18 protein-coding genes and 1 tRNA gene are annotated in these 19,005 nt (G+C 63.1%); all 19 read right to left on the bottom strand.

The window, feature by feature from the left end; translation table 11 throughout:
* Nucleotides 1-2: 2 nt before the first annotated feature.
* Nucleotides 3-809 carry a [NiFe]-hydrogenase assembly chaperone HybE gene (gene hybE / locus ARC39_RS10745; protein ID WP_068114254.1) on the bottom strand — a complete coding sequence of 269 codons (807 nt, stop codon included), beginning with the start codon at nucleotides 807-809 and terminating at the stop codon, nucleotides 3-5.
* Nucleotides 806-1,633, bottom strand: coding sequence for a hydrogenase expression/formation protein (locus ARC39_RS10740; protein WP_068114252.1), 828 nt, complete (start codon nucleotides 1,631-1,633; stop codon nucleotides 806-808). Before ARC39_RS10740 ends, hybE begins: the two co-directional genes overlap by 4 nt.
* A gap of 19 nt (nucleotides 1,634-1,652) precedes the next feature.
* Nucleotides 1,653-2,033, bottom strand: a complete 381-nt coding sequence (locus ARC39_RS10735; RefSeq protein ID WP_068114250.1) for a thioredoxin domain-containing protein — start codon at nucleotides 2,031-2,033, stop codon at nucleotides 1,653-1,655.
* A gap of 12 nt (nucleotides 2,034-2,045) precedes the next feature.
* The gene (locus tag ARC39_RS10730; RefSeq protein WP_068114244.1) at nucleotides 2,046-2,366 is read right to left on the bottom strand and encodes a HypC/HybG/HupF family hydrogenase formation chaperone; all 321 of its coding nucleotides are present in this window, start codon (nucleotides 2,364-2,366) and stop codon (nucleotides 2,046-2,048) included.
* A gap of 3 nt (nucleotides 2,367-2,369) precedes the next feature.
* Complete coding sequence (locus tag ARC39_RS10725) at nucleotides 2,370-2,978, bottom strand: HyaD/HybD family hydrogenase maturation endopeptidase (protein WP_068114243.1); 609 nt, start codon at nucleotides 2,976-2,978, stop codon at nucleotides 2,370-2,372.
* 273 nt (nucleotides 2,979-3,251) lie between these two features.
* The gene (gene cybH, locus ARC39_RS10720; RefSeq protein WP_068114241.1) at nucleotides 3,252-4,028 is read right to left on the bottom strand and encodes a Ni/Fe-hydrogenase, b-type cytochrome subunit; all 777 of its coding nucleotides are present in this window, start codon (nucleotides 4,026-4,028) and stop codon (nucleotides 3,252-3,254) included.
* Nucleotides 4,025-4,237 (bottom strand): hypothetical protein, encoded by a 213-nt coding sequence (locus tag ARC39_RS10715; protein ID WP_068114239.1) that lies wholly within the window; start codon nucleotides 4,235-4,237, stop codon nucleotides 4,025-4,027. The genes cybH and ARC39_RS10715 overlap by 4 nt, the downstream gene beginning before the upstream one ends.
* Before the next feature lie 14 nt (nucleotides 4,238-4,251).
* Nucleotides 4,252-6,042 carry a nickel-dependent hydrogenase large subunit gene (locus ARC39_RS10710; protein WP_149866384.1) on the bottom strand — a complete coding sequence of 597 codons (1,791 nt, stop codon included), beginning with the start codon at nucleotides 6,040-6,042 and terminating at the stop codon, nucleotides 4,252-4,254.
* Nucleotides 6,043-6,044: 2 nt separating this feature from the next.
* Nucleotides 6,045-7,142, bottom strand: coding sequence for a hydrogenase small subunit (locus tag ARC39_RS10705; protein WP_068114235.1), 1,098 nt, complete (start codon nucleotides 7,140-7,142; stop codon nucleotides 6,045-6,047).
* Nucleotides 7,143-7,352: 210 nt separating this feature from the next.
* The gene (hypF, locus tag ARC39_RS10700) at nucleotides 7,353-9,623 is read right to left on the bottom strand and encodes a carbamoyltransferase HypF (protein ID WP_068114233.1); all 2,271 of its coding nucleotides are present in this window, start codon (nucleotides 9,621-9,623) and stop codon (nucleotides 7,353-7,355) included.
* Complete coding sequence (locus ARC39_RS10695) at nucleotides 9,623-11,053, bottom strand: nickel-dependent hydrogenase large subunit (protein ID WP_068114232.1); 1,431 nt, start codon at nucleotides 11,051-11,053, stop codon at nucleotides 9,623-9,625. Before ARC39_RS10695 ends, hypF begins: the two co-directional genes overlap by 1 nt.
* Entirely contained in the window at nucleotides 11,050-12,042 is a 993-nt protein-coding gene (locus ARC39_RS10690; RefSeq protein WP_068114230.1) for an NADH-quinone oxidoreductase subunit B family protein, read from the bottom strand. The genes ARC39_RS10695 and ARC39_RS10690 overlap by 4 nt, the downstream gene beginning before the upstream one ends.
* Nucleotides 12,039-13,346, bottom strand: coding sequence for a sensor histidine kinase (locus ARC39_RS10685; protein ID WP_068114226.1), 1,308 nt, complete (start codon nucleotides 13,344-13,346; stop codon nucleotides 12,039-12,041). The genes ARC39_RS10690 and ARC39_RS10685 overlap by 4 nt, the downstream gene beginning before the upstream one ends.
* Nucleotides 13,347-13,499: 153 nt before the next feature.
* Nucleotides 13,500-13,576, bottom strand: a tRNA-Pro gene (locus tag ARC39_RS10680).
* Between the two features lie 52 nt (nucleotides 13,577-13,628).
* Nucleotides 13,629-14,606, bottom strand: a complete 978-nt coding sequence (locus ARC39_RS10675) for a DMT family transporter (protein WP_068114223.1) — start codon at nucleotides 14,604-14,606, stop codon at nucleotides 13,629-13,631.
* Between the two features lie 134 nt (nucleotides 14,607-14,740).
* Nucleotides 14,741-15,847, bottom strand: coding sequence for a 3-isopropylmalate dehydrogenase (gene leuB, locus ARC39_RS10670; protein WP_068114219.1), 1,107 nt, complete (start codon nucleotides 15,845-15,847; stop codon nucleotides 14,741-14,743).
* 176 nt (nucleotides 15,848-16,023) lie between these two features.
* Nucleotides 16,024-17,091, bottom strand: a complete 1,068-nt coding sequence (locus ARC39_RS10665; RefSeq protein ID WP_068114215.1) for an endonuclease/exonuclease/phosphatase family protein — start codon at nucleotides 17,089-17,091, stop codon at nucleotides 16,024-16,026.
* A gap of 11 nt (nucleotides 17,092-17,102) precedes the next feature.
* A complete protein-coding gene (locus ARC39_RS10660; RefSeq protein ID WP_068114211.1) occupies nucleotides 17,103-17,942 on the bottom strand; it encodes a hypothetical protein in 840 nt (279 codons plus the stop codon).
* Nucleotides 17,943-18,201: 259 nt separating this feature from the next.
* The gene (gene leuD / locus ARC39_RS10655; protein ID WP_068114207.1) at nucleotides 18,202-18,807 is read right to left on the bottom strand and encodes a 3-isopropylmalate dehydratase small subunit; all 606 of its coding nucleotides are present in this window, start codon (nucleotides 18,805-18,807) and stop codon (nucleotides 18,202-18,204) included.
* Nucleotides 18,808-19,005: the final 198 nt, after the last annotated feature.

The raw sequence follows: 19,005 nt of genomic DNA, 5'->3' as shown, positions 1-19,005 counted from the left end.
GCTCAGTCGTCTCCGTCTCGCGAAACATCAGCCAAAATCACCTCCCGACGGGTGGGTTTTGCCTCCATGGCCGCCCCGGGAACGGACAGCGAGGTTTCCGCCGCCTCCGTCTCGGCAATGTCCAATTCGCGCGCCGCGCGAATGTCCTCACGCCGATCCGTCTCGGCGCGGTTCGCGGTGTCGAAGAGCGCCGTCATGATCGCCGAGGCGACCTCCACTGCCTGCACCTGGCTCGTGTACTCGCCCATGGGTGAGACCAGCGAACAAGCCTTGTAACCGCCAACCGTTTCCCGCGTGTTATGCAAAAACTCGTAGTCGCCGGAGGGAAACCCGATCACCTCGGTATCGCCGGCCCGCAGATCAGACCAGTCTTCGCCGTCTGCCGGCAACATCACGAGGTTCATGAACCAAGGTGAGATCAACACGCCCAGCGGCCGTCCCTCATGGAGAATGAAACCGACCGCCTCGACCCGCAAAGTGCGGTTGACGAGCGGGACGTCCCGCATCTTGCCGTTCCAGATCTCGGTGAAATCGGCCACCAGGGCATCGGTCGCACCTTTCAAGCGGGCCACGGTCAGCACGTCCTCCGCGCCGGGGTCACTCTGTACCAGGAATTGCTCCTTCGGTGCGTCGCAATTCGGGCAGGACCAGTCGTGCGGCAGGTCCACGAATGGCGTGCCCGGTCGCACCTGTCGCGTGTCGTCACCCTGAACCGGTTCATACGGCGTCCAGCAGATCTTGCATTCCATGACGGCCTGCGGCGAGATGCGATCATTTGCGCCCATGTAGGAGCCTTCAAACCCGCTCATCGCAGCGCCTCCAGAACCTCGCGGATACGCGCAGCGCTGTCTTCGAGATCCTCGCGGGCGGCGAGCGCCACCTCCGGCATCTCCGTCACTTCGAACGTGTCGAGGATGAGCGTGTCCATGGAATTGTAAAACTGTACCCGCCAAACACCGTGCAGCGCCGCCGCTGTGATCCTGCAATTGCCATAGCCACGCGAAAGGATCTCTACCGAGCCGAGGCCCAGCACCTCCTCCATCCAGGCCAAGTCGCCTTCGGTGTGGGGCAGTAGCGTCAGGTTGACGATATGGGGCGTGTCGCCGGGTATGCGCGCGGCCGACTTGTCGAAGAGTTCCGCCAAGAGCGACGGCGCGTTGACAACACCCGAGGGCGGTGTGGTGTCCGGCGCGCTCGCGTGCCGGCGCGCGTGAAAGGCACGTTGGAGTGCGAGCGCGGGCACCGGTCCGACCTCGATCCGGTCGATGCCTGCTCCGTGAAGAACCCAGATACCGGCGAAGACGCTTTCCTGCGCGGCGATGGCCGGGATGCCATGAATCCTCACCGACACTTCGCCCTCGCCCATGGTTTCGGCAATCAGCGCCCGGTTTGCCGCGTCGAGCGTGGCCAGATCGAACGTAGCATGCCGTCCCGATGCGGCCGCTTCGGCGATGCGGGCAAGCAGCTCCAGTGCCGGGGCGAGGCGGGTGCTGTCTTCGACCTCGGGAACGCGGGTGGAATAGGTGCGCATGTCTTGCGGCAACGGCATGTATTCCAGCTCCCTGCCATCCTCGGTGGGAGGCTGGGAGCCGGGACCGAAGCCCATCGGGGGAAGAACGAAGTTTCCGCTCATGGTCTCGTATTCTCCTGTCTCAGGCCGCGGCGGGGCGGGCGAGGATGGCCTGAATGCGGGCGATATAGTCGTCCCAGTCGCGCACCTTGGGGATGGCGCCGATGTGCTTGCCATCGCGCAAAAAGAGGATGCTTGGCGTCTGGTAGACGCCGGCCGCCTCGCGCACATGCGTTTCAATGGCATCGCCCGCGACAGCGCAGTCGAAGGCCCCCTGGAAGGCCATTCGCAGTTCCGGCAGGATAACTGCCACGTCGGCGCTTTCGAGATTGCGGGCAGGGTCGCCCGGCACGAACAACGCCTTCACGCCGCCGGTATCGGTAAACGTCTCCAACGCTTCATGGCTCTCCAACAGCGGCCAACCCAGGTCTGTGCTCAGCCGGTCGATCAGCGGATGTCCCATATGGTAGCGCTCCTATCCTGTTGTCCTGCCCGAGGCCTGCAGCGCCTGGAGGTGCGGCGGCAGGCGCGGCCCGGTCTCTTCCAGGTCCGCGAAAGCATCGCCGGTCGAGCCACCCGCCATGACGGCACGGAGCCCGTCGAGGGCGGCCAGAACCTTCTGCGCCTCCTCGGCGTCGATCACCTCCCGTGCGGCGCCGAGGAATGTGAGTACCCAGGTTCCGGGAGATACAGGGCCGGTCAGGGACAGGTCCACCGGAACCAGCGCGTCGTCCTCGCGGGCCATGCCAACGATCCCGTTACTGTCCTCGATCTGCATGGGAACTCCGAGACACATTGTTCACGTGTTCTCCGGGAAGAACCTGGCATCGCCGGTACGGCAGGCCGATGCTTCGGACGGGCGTCCGGCCTCGTAGGCAGTGCGGCGGATCGAGGCGTCGGCGAGCGTGCTGCGTGGGTCGCGGCCCGGCGTCGGCGTGATGCCCCAGATGCGCAGCCGCTCCATCGCCACGTCGAGGGCTGGCTCGATCTGTGCGGCGACGCTCTCGCGCAGCCCGCCGCCGTAATCCTCCAGTTCCTCCGGCTGGCATCCGATCAGCAGCAGTTCCTCCGGGCAGTAGCGCATGAGCTGCGCGGTGGCGATCACGTCCTGAAACCCTGTCTGGTGCAGCGACATCTTCTTGGCGCCCATGAAGGCCGGCACCTCGTCGTCTTCGACGATCTTCAGTGTGCCCGGGGTCAGTCCATAGTCCACCGCATCGAAGACGATCAGTCGGTCGGCCGCTTCGAGAAAGGGCAGCAGGTAGAGACCCTGCGTGCCGCCATCGAGAAGCGACACGTTCTCAGGGAAGGACCAGCACTCGGCCAGCCGTTCCACGCAGCGGACACCGAAGCCTTCGTCTGCCCAGAGCAGATTGCCGATTCCGAGCACCAGCACGGATGCTGTCATGGTGTCCTCCCGTTGGCTTGACCGGCTGTTCGCTTGCCGGTTCTGGCTTTGGTCGACAGGAAAGCAGACGCATTCCGGGGCCGAAAGGATTTTCCACGGCTCGGCGTCTCTTCGGAAAGTTATTTTGAGTCAATGTCTTGGCATCGCATAGGCGAAAACGCCACCATCCAACATGAAAGCATACTATCCACTTTTTGCATTGAGTGAAATGTAAATATACAGAAGGCAGGCCGCGTGCCTGCCTTCTGTACCAACGAGTCCGGAAGGAAGGGGTCAGTTCGGATCGTCGTCCTTGAAGGTGCGGTGACCGGAAATCATGGTCGAAACGATGGATTGCCGCGAGAGGATGTCCTCGCGTATCGCCGCGTAAATGTGGATGAGAATGAAGACCACAATCATCCACATGCCCAGATGGTGAAGCCCGTGCAGGGCCTGGCTGCCGCCAACGAGCGGAATCACCCAGCCGAAGAGCGTATCGGCCCAGCTCCCTTGCCCGGCGCCCTCGGAATAGAGCGCGAAGCCGCTGACGATCATGAAGGTCAACCCCAGCGTCATGAAGCCGAACATCGCGATATGGGCCAGCGGGTTGTGACCCACATATTTCTTCGGGTCCTTGGCGAGGAAGAAATACCAGCGGATCTCGTGGATGACTTCCTTCCAGTAATGGCGGTTCCAGACCGGCACGATAAAAAGCTGTCTTGCGTGGTAGTTTCCGACAATCGCCCAGTAGATCCGCCCGAGGAAGCCGATGGTGACGATATAGGCCGCGGCGAAATGGGCGAAGCGGATATAGCCGAAGACGAATTGATGCGTCGCCTCGTCGATCTGCATCGAGGGCGGCGGCGAGGCGATGAACCAGCCGGTCACGCAGAGCACGGTGATCCCAAGCGCATTGATCCAGTGCCAGATCCGTACTGGCGCCTCATAGACATAGACGGAGGTCTGGCGGCGAATACTCGCAACGTCGCTTTCGGTGGCATCCCCGGCGAGGACGTTCTCGCGCAGCGGGTCGACATCCGGATTGGGGACGTGGATGGTCTGGTCGGTCATCTCTGCGTCCTCGGCTGGTAGCGCGGTCGGGCCACGCGGAGCCGCCGCAGCGTGCCGCGGCAAAGCAAGGCAAGCGCAAGCCCGCCAAGCACGGGTACGATCAGGTGATCTGGCTGCGTGAACCAATGCGAGCCTTCCGTAGCGCCATGACCACCATGGGCCAGAGCGACGGTAGGCAGAAGCGCGAGTGCAATCGAAAGTCGTTTCATCTGGCTGTCCTCCCTCAGCGAACCTTGACCCGCGCCATCTCCGCCCCGTCCGGCGCCATGACATGGGTAGAGCAAGCGAGACATGGGTCGAAGCTGTGCAATGTGCGCAGGATCTCGACCGGCTCCTCGGGGCGCTCCATCGGCGTGTTCATAAGGCTGGCTTCGAAGGCTCCGATGTTCCCGGCGGTGTCACGCGGGCTTCCATTCCAAGTCGTTGGCACGACGCATTGGTAATTCTCGATCCGGCCGTCCTTGATCTTGATCCAATGGCCGAGCGCACCGCGCGGGGCTTCCGTGGCGCCCACGCCTTTGGCTTCCTTTGGCCATGTCGAAGGATCCCACTTTTCGATGTTCGCGGTCGTGCTGTCGCCGTTTTTGATGGTCTGCACCAGCTTGTCGAAGAAGTGCTTTTGCAAGCGGCCGCAATACTCGCTTTCCAGCGCCCGCGCCGCGGTGCGCCCGAGGGTGGAGAAAAGCGCGGAGACCGGGAGGTCCATGGTGCGCAAGAGCCCCTCGACCTGGGACTTGATATCCTCGTGCCCCTTCGCATAGCCGACCACGTAGCGGGCCAGCGGGCCCACCTCCATGGCATGGCCGTTCCAGCGCGGCGCTTTGATCCAGGAGTACTTCGCCGCCTCGTCAAGCTCCTTGATATCTGTCCTGGTCCCCTTGGCATTGGGCCCGAGCTCATATTGCGGGTCGGTCACCCCGTCCCAGGGATGCAGCCCCTTGCCCGGCTCGCCATAGGTGTACCAGCTGTGATCGACGAATTCCTGGATCTGCTCCGGGTCGCGCTGGTCGACATCATGCACCTCTTCCAGATTGCCATTGATGATCGCCCCGCGCGGCAGGTGCAGCTGCTCGGCGGAGAAATCATTGGGGTTCTCCGGAATGTCGCCATAGGCCAGCACCGCCTGCCCCGAGAGGCCGCCGCCATAGAGCCAGTTCTTGTAGAAGCCGCCGATCGCAACGACATCGGGCAGATAGACGTTGCGATTGAACTCGATGCATTTGTCGATGATGGAGCTGACCATGTTCAGCCGCTCCATGTTGATCGCGCCGACCGAGCCCACGCCATCCATGTTGATCGGGCAGGGCACGCCGCCCACCAGCCAGTTCGGATGCGGGTTCTTGCCGCCGAAGATGGTGTGGACCTTGACGATCTCCTTCTGCAGGTCGAGCGCCTCGAGGTAATGGGTGGTCGCCATCAGATCCGCCTCGGGCGGCAGAAGATAGGCAGGATTGTCCCAATAGCCGTTCTTGAAGAGGCCGAGTTGGCCGCTCTCGACGAATTTCTTCAGCCGGTTCTGCACGTCGCGGAAATAGCCCGGCGAGGAGAGCGGGTGGTTCGGGCCGACCGTCTGCTGCAGCTCGCTGGTGGCCTTCGGATCGGCGCGCAGCGCGTTCACCGGGTTCACCCAGTCGAGCGCATGCAGGTGGTAGAAATGCACGATATGGTCGTGGATCTGCAGGTTCAACTGCATGATATTGCGAATGGAATTCGCGTTTTCGGGGATGGTGATGCCAAGCGCATCCTCCACCGCACGTACGCTGGTCAACGCATGCGTGCCGGTGCAGACGCCACAGATCCGCTCGGTAAAGGCCCAGGCATCGCGCGGGTCGCGCCCCTTGAGGATCACTTCCAGCCCGCGCCACATGGTGCCGGTGGAGACGGCGTTGCGGATGACGCCCTCGTCATCCACATTCACCTCGCAACGCATGTGACCTTCGATGCGGGTCACGGGGTCAACGACGATACGGCGGCCAGAATTGTCCAGGTCGAAGCCGTTGGGAGTGACGGTCATGATCAGGCCTCCTCACTCTGCGATTTCTTGGATTGCGCCTTGCGTTGCGCTGAAACGAGGATCGATGCGGCGGCATGGGCCGCAACTCCTGCGCCAACCACCCCGGCGGTCGCCATCCCGATCCGATCGGCATTGGCTTCCACGCCGAACTGGGTGAGGTCCGTCACTCGGTCGTAGAAGGAGCCTGCATCCCAGAACCCGTCTTCCGAACAGCCGATACAGCCATGGCCGGATTGGATGGGGAAGGAGACGCCCTCGTTCCAGCGCACGGTGGAACAGGCATTGTAAGTGGTCGGCCCCTTGCAGCCCATCTTGTAAAGGCAATAGCCCTTGCGCGCATTCTCGTCGTCCCAGGCCTCGACGAACTGTCCGGCGTCGAAATGCGGCCGGCGGTAGCACTTGTCGTGGATTCGTTGGGAATAGAACATTTGCGGTCGCCCCTGACGGTCGAGCTGGGGCAGGCGGTCGAAGGTGAGCATATAGGTGATGACGCCGGTCATTACCTCGGCGATGGGCGGGCAGCCCGGCACCTTGATGATCGGCTTGTCGGTGATGACCTTGTGCACCGGCGTCGCCTGGGTCGGGTTCGGCGCGGCGGCCTGAACGCAGCCATAGGAGGCGCAGGCACCCCAGGAGATGATTGCCTTGGCGTCCTTCGCCGCGTGGCGCAGTTGATCCACGAAAGGCTTGCCGCCGACGATGCAATACATGCCATCTTCGTTGAGCGGCGGGTTGCCCTCCACGGCGAGAATGTAGTTGCCCTTGTATTTCTCGATCGTGTCTTCCAGCGCGGCCTCGGCCTGATGCCCGGCGGCGGCCATCAGTGTGTCATCGTAGTCGAGAGAGATCATCGACAGGACGACATCCTTGGCCAGCGGGTGCGCCGAGCGGATGAAGCTCTCCGAACAGCAGGTGCATTCGAGCCCATGCACCCAGATGACGGGTGTCCGAGGCTTCGTTTCCATCGCATGCGCGATCTTGGGCACATAGGCTGGCCCGAGCCCGAGTGCCGCTGCGGTCAGCGAACAGTATTTCATGAAGCTGCGCCGGGTGATCCCCTGCCGCCGCATCACGTCGTAGAAGGTTTCGATCTGGCTCAAGGCTGGCCCTCCCTCCAGGTGCTTTGGGACGAGGCCGTTCCAGGACCCCTTCCATCTTAGGGAAACCGCCTAAGCTCAGGTATTCCAACAAAACCGGCGTGCCGGCCCCTGCAGTAAAAATCGCCGTGTTTTCATTGGATTGGAGGCTATCCGGTTGCCGAGTGGTGCATCCCAGCCGGATGGGCGGTTACCGGCCATTCGCGGAGCCGGTTAACCGCTTTCCGCCATCCGAAGAATGTGGTCAGCCGCCACCAACGCCTGACCAAGCGCCAATCCACCGTCGTTGGCGGGGACCTTGTGATGCAGGAGCACGGGTACATCGCCCAGCCAACGAAGGGTCAAATCGAGGAGCAGAGCATTTTGGAAGCACCCACCGGAGAGGGCAACTGCCTGAGCCTCGCCCGCGTCCAGGAGGTGCCGGGCCGCCGAAGCGAAGGTGCGCGCCAATCCGGCGTGAAATCGCAGAGCAATGTCTTCCACGCTCTGACGGCCGGTCTCGAGGGCCCGAAGATCGTCGAGCAAGCAATGAAACATGGCGGCCGGATCGAACTCCCCCCCGTCCCGGTCGTAGCCGTATCCCGGATGGTCCCTCCCTTGCGTGGCCAACGCCTCCAGCCGCATTGCGGCCTCTCCCTCGTAACTCTGCTTCTCGGGACAAATCCCGAGAATGGCGGCCACCGCATCGAAGAGTCGCCCGGCGGAGGAGGAGAGCGGCGCATTCAGCCCCGCGATCACGGCCTTTCGTGCGAGGGTCACTGGCGCGTCCGCGAAGAGCTCGTCGGCCACGTGCCCAAGCCCCACCGCGTCAAGCCGTACCAGCGCATTTCGCCACGGCTCACGATTTGCGGCATCTCCTCCAATCAGTGGCGCAGGCTTTAGCCAGGCTCGGCGGTCGAAACCGGAGTAGTCGCCAAGTAGCACCTCGCCACCCCAGACCGTACCGTCTGGGCCAAGACCGAGGCCATCGAGGATGATCCCGGCAACGCGCCCGCCGTCGCGCGGCCAGCCATTCTCGGCCAGGCAGGATGCGAGATGGGCATGGTGGTGCTGTACCTCGATCAATGGTCGCGCGCCCACCTTGTCGCGTGCGTGTTGCGAGGTTCGAAACTCCGGATGCAGGTCGCAGGCAAACCCCGCTGGCGCGTGGTCGCACAGCGCAGTGTAATCTGCCTCCGCTTGCAAGAAGGCGTCCCATGTCAGCGCGTCGTCAAGATCGCCCAGATGGTGCGAGAGCAGCGCCTGGCCGTCCTTGATCAGGCAGATCGCGCCCTTCATCTGGCCACCGTACGCAGTAATCTGGGGCGCCTCTTCGAAACCGGGTGGCAACGGCAGCGTGCCGGGTACCTGGCCACGCGCACGCCGCAGGATCATCGGCCCCTGCGGCGTCAGTCTCTCTACGCCATCGTCCAATCGGCGGAGGATCTCGCGATCATGCATCAGGAAAGCGTCTGCGAATTCGGCGAGTTTCTCCCGGGCGGCGCTGTTGCCAGTCACCTGCGGCTCGCCGGAGAGATTGCCGGACGTCATTACCAACGGGCCCCCAAACGCGTCTAACAACAGGTGATGGAGTGGCGTGTAGGGCAGCATCCAGCCGAGCGTTGTCTGCCCCGGCGCAACGGCCTGCGGCAAAGCGGTGCCTTGCTGCTTCAAGAGCAGGATCGGTGCGGCGGGGTCGTGGAGCCGGGCGCGCTCGGCCTCTGAGAGGGCCGCATGACGCGAGATCATCTCTTCGGTACCCATCAGCGCGAAAGGCTTGGTGGGGCGGCGCTTGCGCGTTCGAAGGCGGTCCAGCGCGGTCGGGTCGGTGGCGTCGCAGGCGAGGTGGAAGCCACCCAGTCCCTTGACGGCAACGATACCACCCTCTCCCAGCAGGCGGGCCGCGAGGGCTATAGCATCACCGGGCCTTTCCCTCCCATCCTGTTCGAACCACAGGCGTGGACCGCATTCCGCACAGGCGACGGGCTGGGCGTGGAACCGGCGGTCCAGGGGATCGGCGTATTCCGCCGCGCAGGCGGGGCACATCTCGAAGGCGGCCATGGAGGTTTGCGAACGGTCATAGGGCAGCCCTTTCAGTATGGTGAAACGGGGGCCGCAGTGTGTGCAATTGGCAAAGGCATAGCCATGACGCCGGTCATCCGGGTTCCGGATCTCGCGCAAGCAATCGGGGCAGGTCGCGGCATCGGGCGTGACGCGAGTGCGCGCCCCTGCGCCTTCGGAGGCTGCGATACGGAAATCCGGTGGCGGATCGAAGCTCAGCGGTGCGCTTTCGACCAGGTCGACACGGGCGAGTTTAGGGGCATCGGCTGACAGGCGCTCCTCGAATGTGTCAAGATCGCCGCCGCAGGCCCGGATCAACACGCCGTCGGGGTCGTTCACCACGTCGCCGCGCAAGCCGAGCGCGCGGGCCAGTTGCCAGACGAACGGGCGAAACCCGACGCCCTGAACCTGGCCGCGCACGCGGATCCGGCGGCCCGCAATCATCAATGCACCGTGCAGACCATGCAGGGATCGAAGCTGCGCACGATATGCTGCACGGCGACGGGCGAATCCTCGCCCGGTCGTACCTCGGCGCCGACAAGTGCCTGCTCCACGGGGCCGGCTTGATCCGATGCATCTCGCGGGCTGAAGTTCCACGTCGTCGGCGCGATGATCTGATAGGCGCCAATGCGCCCGTCCTCGATCCGCAACCAATGGCCTAGCGCTCCGCGCGCGGCCTCGACCAATCCCGCGCCGCTCGCTGATTTCGGCAAGTCGACGTGATGCATGAACGGTTCTTCAGGGCGGAGCGCCGAGGCCCAACGCTCCATGGCGATCTGGGTGCGGGCGACTTCCAGCAGCCGGCCGGCCACGCGGGCCAGAACGCCACCCGATTGGGCGAGTTCTAGCGCAAGCGGATGGCCATCGACGACTTGACGGGCAAGCGCACCCGTTTCGGCGATCTCGCCACCGAGCCGCGGTGCCTTGCACCAGCTGTAGGCGCTCTCACGCATTTCTTCGTCGGGGAGCGTCTCGCCAGCGGTGGGATGGGCCGTCGGACCCAACATCCAGGCGTGCGAAAGGTCCTCCGCGATAGCCGAGGTGTCGAGCGGTTCGGCCGCGCCGTCGACCCAAACGCCCCGGGCGAAGAGCGGTCCATCGGCTCCCGGATAGGCACCGAAGGAGAGGTATCGGCCACAGCCGCGTCCGAGGCCGTCCAGGCCGAGATCGGTGGCTATGCGCAAGAAGAACCCGAGATCGCCCCTCTCCCAGGCCATCAACGCGTCCGCATTGCCGAGGTCCGCGACCGATTCCACCGGCGCTCCGAAGAGGTGCGTTTCTAGGTATTTTCGGAACGCCCGCAGGCTGAGAAGGATGCGCGTGCGGTCCCTCTGGGTCGGGGCCTTTGTTGCGCCGCCGGGCTGGATCGCCAACGTGTGCGGCCATTTACCTGCGAGAAGGCCGGTGATGTGCATCAGTTTCGCACGAGCGTCGATGGCCGCGTGCTGCGCAGAGCCTTTGAGCGCGGCAAACCTCTCTACCGCCTCGTCACGCCACGCGTGAGGCGCATAAACCGGCCGGGTGAAATCCGGCATGAAGAACAGGTTAAAGTGCGTAATATGGTCGGAAACGTTCTCCACCGCGTGCAGCAATTGGGTCACAAGGGCCCCTTGCGGTGCCGCAGGTAAACCTGCCGCGTCGCCGAGCGCTGCAGCGGCAGCGACCGATTGGCTGATGGAGCAGATTCCACAGATCCGCGGCGTGAGTGTCAGCGCATCGCGCGGGTCCTTGTCGAGCAGCATCCGTTCGAAGCCGCGATACAGCGGTGAGTTCACGTAGGCTGCTGAGACTTGTCCGTCTTCGACATCGAGGCGGATTTCCAAATCCCCCTCGACGCGGTTGAAAGGGCCGACGAGCAGGCGTGTGCCATTCACGGTTTCTTCGCCTTCGGTTGTGGCGGAATGCGAATGCGGTCCGATGTGGCGTTGGTGCCGATCCGCTTCGGCGTCGCGGCCTTGGAGAGCGAGGCGAGCGCCATGAACCAGGCCTTTGGCATGTCCGTCGGCAATCCCACCGGGATTCCGGCAAACTTCGGTGTCTCGGTGAATGCGTGGTGCGGCTCCTCGAACTCCGGAGCTGTGCAATTGATGCAGGGATAGCCGGCGCGTGTGCAACTCCCTTCGCCGTTCCATGGACGAATGTTGCAATCGCCCACAGCCTGCGTTCCGACGCAGCCGAGGTTCTCCATCATGCAACCAAGATCGGAAAGTCGCTCGGCGCTGGCCTTGTATTCATAGTACTCGTTCTTGGGGCAGGCGTGATGTACCAGATGGTCCGCATAGAAGCGCGGTCGTGCCAACGGGTCGATTTGGTCTTGGTCAAGCACGCCGTTTTCCAGCATCAGCAGTGTTTCGACCACCCAGCCAGGATGAGTGGGGCAGCCGGCGACGTTGATCACCGGCAAGCCCGAGCCGGATCGGAACGCTTCTGGCAGTACACCGCCCGCATGGCTGCCGTCGTACTGCAGTCCGACACTGTCGGACGGGTTCTCACCGGCCGTGGTGACCCCGCCGTAGGTCGCGCAGGTGCCGACGGCGACAACGTGGTGCGCGACGGCCGCAAGCTCCCGGACCCAATCCAGCATTGGCCGGCCAGTGCCAGCCAGCATGTGGTAGCGCCCCGTTCCCCTCGGTCCGCGCGGGATAGACCCTTCCACACACAGGATGTCGAGTCTCTGTTCGCCTGAGAGGCAGCGTTCCAGCAGACGCCGCACCTCGGCTCCGGTCTCGATGCTGAGCGCCGGGTGCCACAGGAAGGTAAGCCCGTTGGCGTCGAACGTGTCCAAGAGGTTTGGATCTTCGGCGCAGAGCAGCGACATCGTGCACCCGCCGCAGCCGGCCGATTGCAGCCATAGAACGTTCACGGGCGCTGGCCCACTGCAGGAAGTTCGAGCCGGAAGCAGGCGCCGTTCGGAACCTGTTCGCATAGCCGAAGCGTGCCGCCGTGCTCCTCGGCGATCTTGTGGCTGATAGACAGCCCGAGCCCGGTGCCGCTGCCCACATCCTTGGTGGTGAAGAACGGGTCAAAGATCGCTGCGGCCAGCTCCGGCGATACGCCGGGACCATTGTCAGACACTTCCAGAACCACCCGTTCGCCCTCCAGCCGATGCGAGATTCGGATCTCTGGCGCCTCGGTCTCCGCAACGGCATCCACGGCGTTCTGGACCAGATTCATGACCACCTGTTGGATGTGCCCGGGGCGGCCGGATACCATGAGCTGGCCCGGCCCCTCGTAGATCAGCTTCACGCCGGACTTGGTGCCACGGTCGACCCAATCGGCCGCGACCCGTGAGGTCTCCACCAGATCGAACCGGGTCATTTCGCCGGACCCATCCGCCGACAGCCTACGGAGATCTTCCACGATATCGCGCACACGTTCGGCCCCGTCGCGAGCGCCGTCGACGGCGGTCCGGAGATTCTTCATCTCGCGGTCGAGGCGAAGTTCGCGGCGTAGCGCGATCAATTCGTCCCGCGAGGCACCGTTCTGGACACGCTCGAAATAGGTCTCGAATCGGCTCGCGTATTTCTCCAGAGCGTGGGCATTCGCGTAAACGAAGCTGATCGGGTTGTTCAGTTCATGCGCGACCCCAGCCAGCAATCGGCCGAGTGACGCGAGCTTCTCATTGCGGACGAGTTGAGATTGTGTGTCCTGCAACGCCCGGTGACTTTCCTCCAGTTCGGAGTAGGCGCGGCGCAACTCTCCCAGTGGCCGGCCGGTCAGGACGGCCCCCACCTGCTTGCGGCGCCGGTCTAGGCGCGGGGCGATCCGCATTTCCACCGGGTCGTCGCCGGTGGGCGTCTCCAGGCGCACCTCCAGGGTGGCGTCCTGGCGCCCGCGGGTCACTTGTGCAAGGGCATCGCTCAGGGCCTGGCGATCGCTGGAAACGACACAATCGACAACCCGTGTTTCAAGCAACGTAGCCTTGTTCACCTGTAGCGCCGCGAGGAACGATGTGCTGGCCTCCTCGATCCGGCCGTCGCGCGAAATCACGACGAGAAAATCGGTGACCGAGTTCAGGATCGAAGCAAGAACGAGCCGCAGAGCCTGAAGCTCGTTGTTTCGCGTTTCGAGCTGTTCCTGGTACCCCACCAGTTCCGAATAGGTTCTGTCCACGGCCTGCAGGACTTCTGTCCATGCAGCGTCGTTGAACGGACCGGGTTCGGTCATGAGCGAACTTTCGGGCTCCCGTGCCACCAGCGTCACCTCCCGGCCACCAGCTTACCGATACCGGCTCACTTCCGGAAGCCTGTGCAGTACGGCGGCGCACGGGTCGTGCCATGGGCCCGAACCGAAATGGTCTCGTAGACGATTTGGTGCGATTGGTCGGAGTGAGAGGATTCGAACCTCCGACCCCTGCCTCCCGAAGACAGTGCTCTACCAGGCTGAGCTACACTCCGACCGTGACGGTGGCGATTACAGAAGCATCAGGGTAATGGCAAGGGTTTGCGGTCATGCTTCTGTGTTTTCCGCCGCCTTTTCTTGTGCGGCCTGACGGCGCAGGAGCGTGCCGACGCGCAGGTAGGTCCCTGCGTCGAAGCGGCTGCGCGTGCGAAGCACCGGGCGGTTCTCCGACGTGTTGCCGCGCCCCTCCCGCATGACGATGTAGACACCGCTGGCGATGATTACGGATGCCCCGACGGCGGTGTTGAGTGACGGACGCTCGTCGAAGAAGAGGAAGCCGTATGCCGTCGCCCAGAGGATCTGCGAGTATTGCATCGGGGCGACGATAACGGCCTCGCCCGCCTTGTACGCGGCAATTATTATCAGCGTCGCCGCGAAGGCCATGACGGCGATGAGCGCCGCGACACCGAAGTCTCGGATCGGCATCGGTTTGTACACAAAGGCCAAAAGAACACCCATCAGAATGACGTTTGCCATCATCGGGTAGAGCAGGAGTACGACGCTGCGCTCTTCGTGGCCGATCTTGCGCACGATGATCGACGCAAGGGCGCTTCCGAAGGCAGCGGTGAGCGCCGCGGCGTGGCCGATGTTGAACGATGACGACGCGGGATTGAGGACGATCAGCACGCCGCAGAGGCCGACAATGACGGCCATCCAGCGGCGAATTCCGACGGATTCGCCCAGCACGGGAATTGCGAGCAGCGTGATCAAGAGCGGCGAGGTGAACAGGATCGCATAGACTTGCGCCATGGGGAGCACGGAGAAGGCGTAGAACGCGCTAGCGGCAACGGTGACAGACGCAATGGTGCGCAACGCGGTCCACCACGGGTGGCGCGGGCGCAGGTTGCCGTCCATCCGGTCATTCATCAGCATCAGCGTCGCGATGGGAAACCCCAGCAATACGCTGAAAAACACGATCTGGAAGGTCGAGTAGGACCCGCCGAGATATTTGACCAGCACGTCGTGCGTGGAGAAGATGCCAAAGGCAAGAAGCGCCAGAAGGGCGCCTTTGGTATTGTTTTGCATGTGGGTAGGCCCGGCCAGAATGTTGCGGGAGTGGCTCACCGATACCGCCGATCCGCCGAGATGAAAAGCGCATACGAGCCTTATGAGGGCCGACATGCGGGTGCCCGCCGAGACGGCGGGCACTGAATGCTCTCTCAGAGTGAGCTGGTGAGTGCAGCCACGATTGCGTCGCCCATCTCGGACGTGGAGACAGGCGTGCCGCCTTCTGGGCCCATCAGATCGCCGGTGCGCAGTCCGTCAGCGAGCACTTTCTCGACGGCGGCTTCCAGCCGGTCGGCCTCCGTGCCTTCGTCGAAGGAATAGCGGAGCGCCATTGCGAAGCTCAGGATACACGCAATCGGGTTGGCTTTGCCCTGGCCCGCAATGTCCGGTGCGGAGCCGTGTACGGGCTCGTACATGGCTTTGGGCCGACCGTTTTCCATCGGCGCGCCGAGGCTGGCGGAGGGAAGCATCCCGAGCGAGCCGGTGAGCATTGCTGCCACGTCCGAAAGAAGGTCGCCGAAGAGGTTGTCGGTGACGATCACGTCAAACTGCTTGGGCCAACGGCAGAGCTGCATGCCGCCCGCGTCGGCATACATATGCGAGAGTTCTACTTCCGGATACTCGTTCTCGTGGACTTCCGATACAACGCCGCGCCAGAGAATGCCGGATTCCATCACGTTGGCCTTCTCCATGGAGCAGACCTTGTTGTTTCGCCGTTTGGCCAGTTCGAATGCCGAACGTGCCACGCGCCGGATTTCGCTCTCGGTGTATCGCTGTGTGTTGAGGCCTACGCGCTCTCCGTTCTCTTCGAAAATCCCGCGCGGCTCGCCGAAGTAGATGCCGGAGGTCAATTCGCGCACGATCATGATATCGAGCCCGGCGACCACGTCGCGCTTGAGGGAGGAAAAATCCGCCAGCGCGTCGAAACACTGGGCGGGGCGCAGGTTGGCGTAGAGGTCCATTTCCTTGCGCAGGCGCAGCAGGCCACGTTCCGGCTTCACGGAGAAGTCGAGGTCGTCGTATTGCGGGCCACCAACCGCGCCGAGAAGAATGGCGTCGACTTCCTGTGCCTTTGCCATGGTCGCATCCGACAAGGGCACGCCGTGCTTGTCATAGGCTGCGCCGCCGACCAGATCCTCGGTTACGTCGAACGCAAGGTCGCGCTTGGCGCCGAACCAGTCGATGACCTTTCGAACTTCGGTCATGACTTCTGCACCGATGCCGTCGCCGGGCAGGATCAGAAGGGAAGGGGTGGTCATCGTGTCGGCTCCTCGCAGTGTGTGTCCCGGCGGAGGTACCTGCGGGCAGGGTGCCGGTCAAGAAGCGCGCCTGCCGCGTCTTCGGTTATCCGTGTCGATTTCAATGGGAATTCGAGAGCTGAATGATCTTCCGAGATCGGACCGCGTGCGATGCGCGATCTGGCTGAATGCTGGCGCTAATCGTCCAAATCCAGATCGACCCAGACCAGCCGATGGCGTGACGCTGCGCCGGCGATGCCTTCCGCGGCGCCGCTTGGCCAGAAAACTCCGCTTCCGGTGACGAGCAGATCCGCTGCCGGAAGCACATAGTCCACACGCAGGTTGCCCGGCCCGCCGTCATCCGGCTCCGGCCAGTCGGCCGTATCGAGAGCGGGATCGCCCAAGTGGCCACGTGATTGCGCACTCGCGCCTCCGCCGCGCGGCGCAGGATCCTGCAGCCGAGGGTCCGCCAATAAATCCCGAATTGCCGGATGACGACCGTTGCCGTCCTCCGGATCGAGATTGGCTTTGCCCAATACGATGAACCGGTGTGGAGGTACGACACCGAGATCGCCGTCCAGATAACATTGCCAAAGGCCGATCTCGTCGGCGTTGCGCAGCCCGTTTCGATCCTCGGGGCCGTCGAAGACCGGCGGTGTGGCGGCGAAAGCCAGCAGATGCAGGGCGGTTCCGTCCGGCAGCAACACCGGAACGTCCCAGTGACCCGCCGACGAGAGCCGTTGGATATCCAGTGCGGCCTCCGATGGAAATGGGGCACCGTCATGGACTGGCATCGTTGCTGCTGGCAGGTCCTTCCATAGCAGCGCTGAGAAATCGCGGACGGCCGGCGCATCTACGGGGAACTTGCTCAGGAGTGCCATGCCACCATGTCCGGCAAACCGTCCATAGCCCTGGGCATCCCGTGGCTCGCCCGTGCGGCCATTGCCGTCCATGTCGAGCCCCGTCGCCATGCCGGCATTGGAGCGTAGGCTAAAGATGTGCGAATAGCGACTACCGGCTGTCGCCAGCCGTTCGGCAAGGGCCGAAAGCGCCACATTGCCGAGATCCTGGTCCATGTCCGTAAGCAGGAGAATGTCCGGATCGACCGCCGCGATCACCTCAGTTACGGCGGCGACCTGCGGGTCTTCGCCCTTCAGTATGTCGCGCAGCAGCAGCCCCGGCCCCTTGCGGGTCAGTTCCGTGGCGAAGGTGGCCACGCGCACTGCTTCGGCCTGAACCGGCTGGCCCAGAAGCAAGGTCAGCAAGAGGATTGTGGTCAGGTTGTGAGCAAACCGCCAGTGGCCGGATCGGCGGTGGTGCGCCGACGCATTTGCAGGATCATATCCGCGACGCGAGACATCGCGATTCCTCGCATGAACAGGCTGAGAGGCAGGAAGGCCCAAAGCGACACCATCCAGATCATCGTTTGCGGTTCATTGATCATCGCATTGCCGAAGAGCTCTGCCGCGGCCTTGCCGATCGCCGGGATCATGAATGGCAGGAGAAAGCCTAACGCGAGGTTAACGCGCGCATCCCGCTTCAGGCGGTCAACCACGTCTCCGCCGGCCGTCGGGTCGAACGTCGGCAGATTGATCCAGACATTGAATGCGCCCGACTGGGAGGGCCAATTGTGCAGCTTCAGGATCAGGTAGAAGAAGGTAATTGCCAGTAACCCGATGAGATAGGCCATTCCGGAGGCAGCCCGTATCTGGCCGATCTGGGCTGCCGTCGCGGTATCGGGCAAGCTGAGAAGCACCAGGCGCACCGGGCTGTAGGGGAAGTCCAACGCATAGCCAATCAATGCGCCGACAGCCTGCATGAACAATGTCAAACCGTTGGGCACGACCATTCCCCGCGCAAGCACGGAGAGCAGGAAGACAGTCAGGAAGAGGGAAAGGAAGCGGATGCGATTGAAGGGTGGGGCGTCGCGGAATTCCACGAGGCTTGGATAAACGGAGGCGTACTCGACGAATGTCAGCACCGCGCAGGCCATGCCCACCAGGACCACGATCTGGGACGTGTCGCTGCTGACGGCTGGAAGTAGGAGCGACGGCGTCGCCACCAGAACCGCCACGAGCATTGCGCGCACACCTGCGCTTGTCAGCTTCGTAAGCACTACCCGTTTCCTTCGCCTCGTCCGATCGCGATGCGTTGCCGCGGCCTGTTACGGGCGTTGTTGTCTCGCCTGCGACGAGATTTTGCCTCAACTTTGCCCAATTTCTGCCTTCTTTCACTTCGCCCGGCAAGTCACGGTTATGGTTAACAAAATCAATCCGGCGGTTTTGCGGGGAAACTGGTGCGCCTTTGCATCAAAGATGTGGTAAAAAAAAGGCCGCCCTTCCGGGGCGGCCCAACATCTTGTGTTTTTGCGGTTTTCAAACCCAAGGGCGAGATTGTGCTGCCTGGGTTTCGAAGGTGTCGATTGCGGCCGATTTTTCCAACGTAAGGCTGATATCATCAAGGCCGTTCAACAGGCAGTGCTTCTTGAAGGTGTCGATCTCGAACGAGATCTTGCCACCGTCGGGGCCGGTGATGGTCTGGTTTTCCAGATCGATTGTGACCACGGCGTTGGCGCCCCGCTCGGCGTCGTCCATCAGCTTGTCCACGTCTTCCTGCGGCAGGGCGATGGGCAGGATGCCGTTCTTGAAGCAGTTGTTGTAGAAGATGTCGGCAAAGCTTGGTGCAATCACGCAGCGGATCCCGAAATCCTTGATCGCCCAGGGCGCGTGTTCGCGCGACGAACCGCAACCGAAGTTGTCGCCCGCGACAAGGATCTGCGACTCCCGGTACGCGGGCTTGTTCAGAACGAAGTCGGGGTTTTCGTTGCCTTCGGAATCGTAGCGCATCTCGTCGAACAGGTTCACGCCGAGGCCGGACCGCTTGATGGTCTTCAGGAACTGCTTTGGGATGATCATGTCGGTGTCGATATTGATCAGCGGCAACGGGGCAGCGATTCCTGTCAGCGTCGTGAACTTGTCCATGGCATCTGGCTCCTGGGATGGGTTGGGGGGAAATACCGCAGGCCGATGGCGGGAGCAAGCGTTGCCGGAAACGCGGTGGCGGGGTACGACGCGGCCGCGGGCGCTGTGCAATGTGGACGAAGACAATGAGACCCTTCCGCCCCAAAAAGACATCCCGTGCGCCATTCCGGGTAGGTCCGCGCGACGTGCATTCGCGCC

Origin of the sequence: Tropicimonas marinistellae, from assembly GCF_001509585.1 — a bacterium.
In the GTDB taxonomy this organism is placed as follows: Bacteria; Pseudomonadota; Alphaproteobacteria; order Rhodobacterales; family Rhodobacteraceae; genus Tropicimonas; species Tropicimonas marinistellae.
The sequence above is the reverse complement of the archived record's forward strand: the minus strand, read 5'-3'. Positions and strand labels throughout refer to the sequence as shown.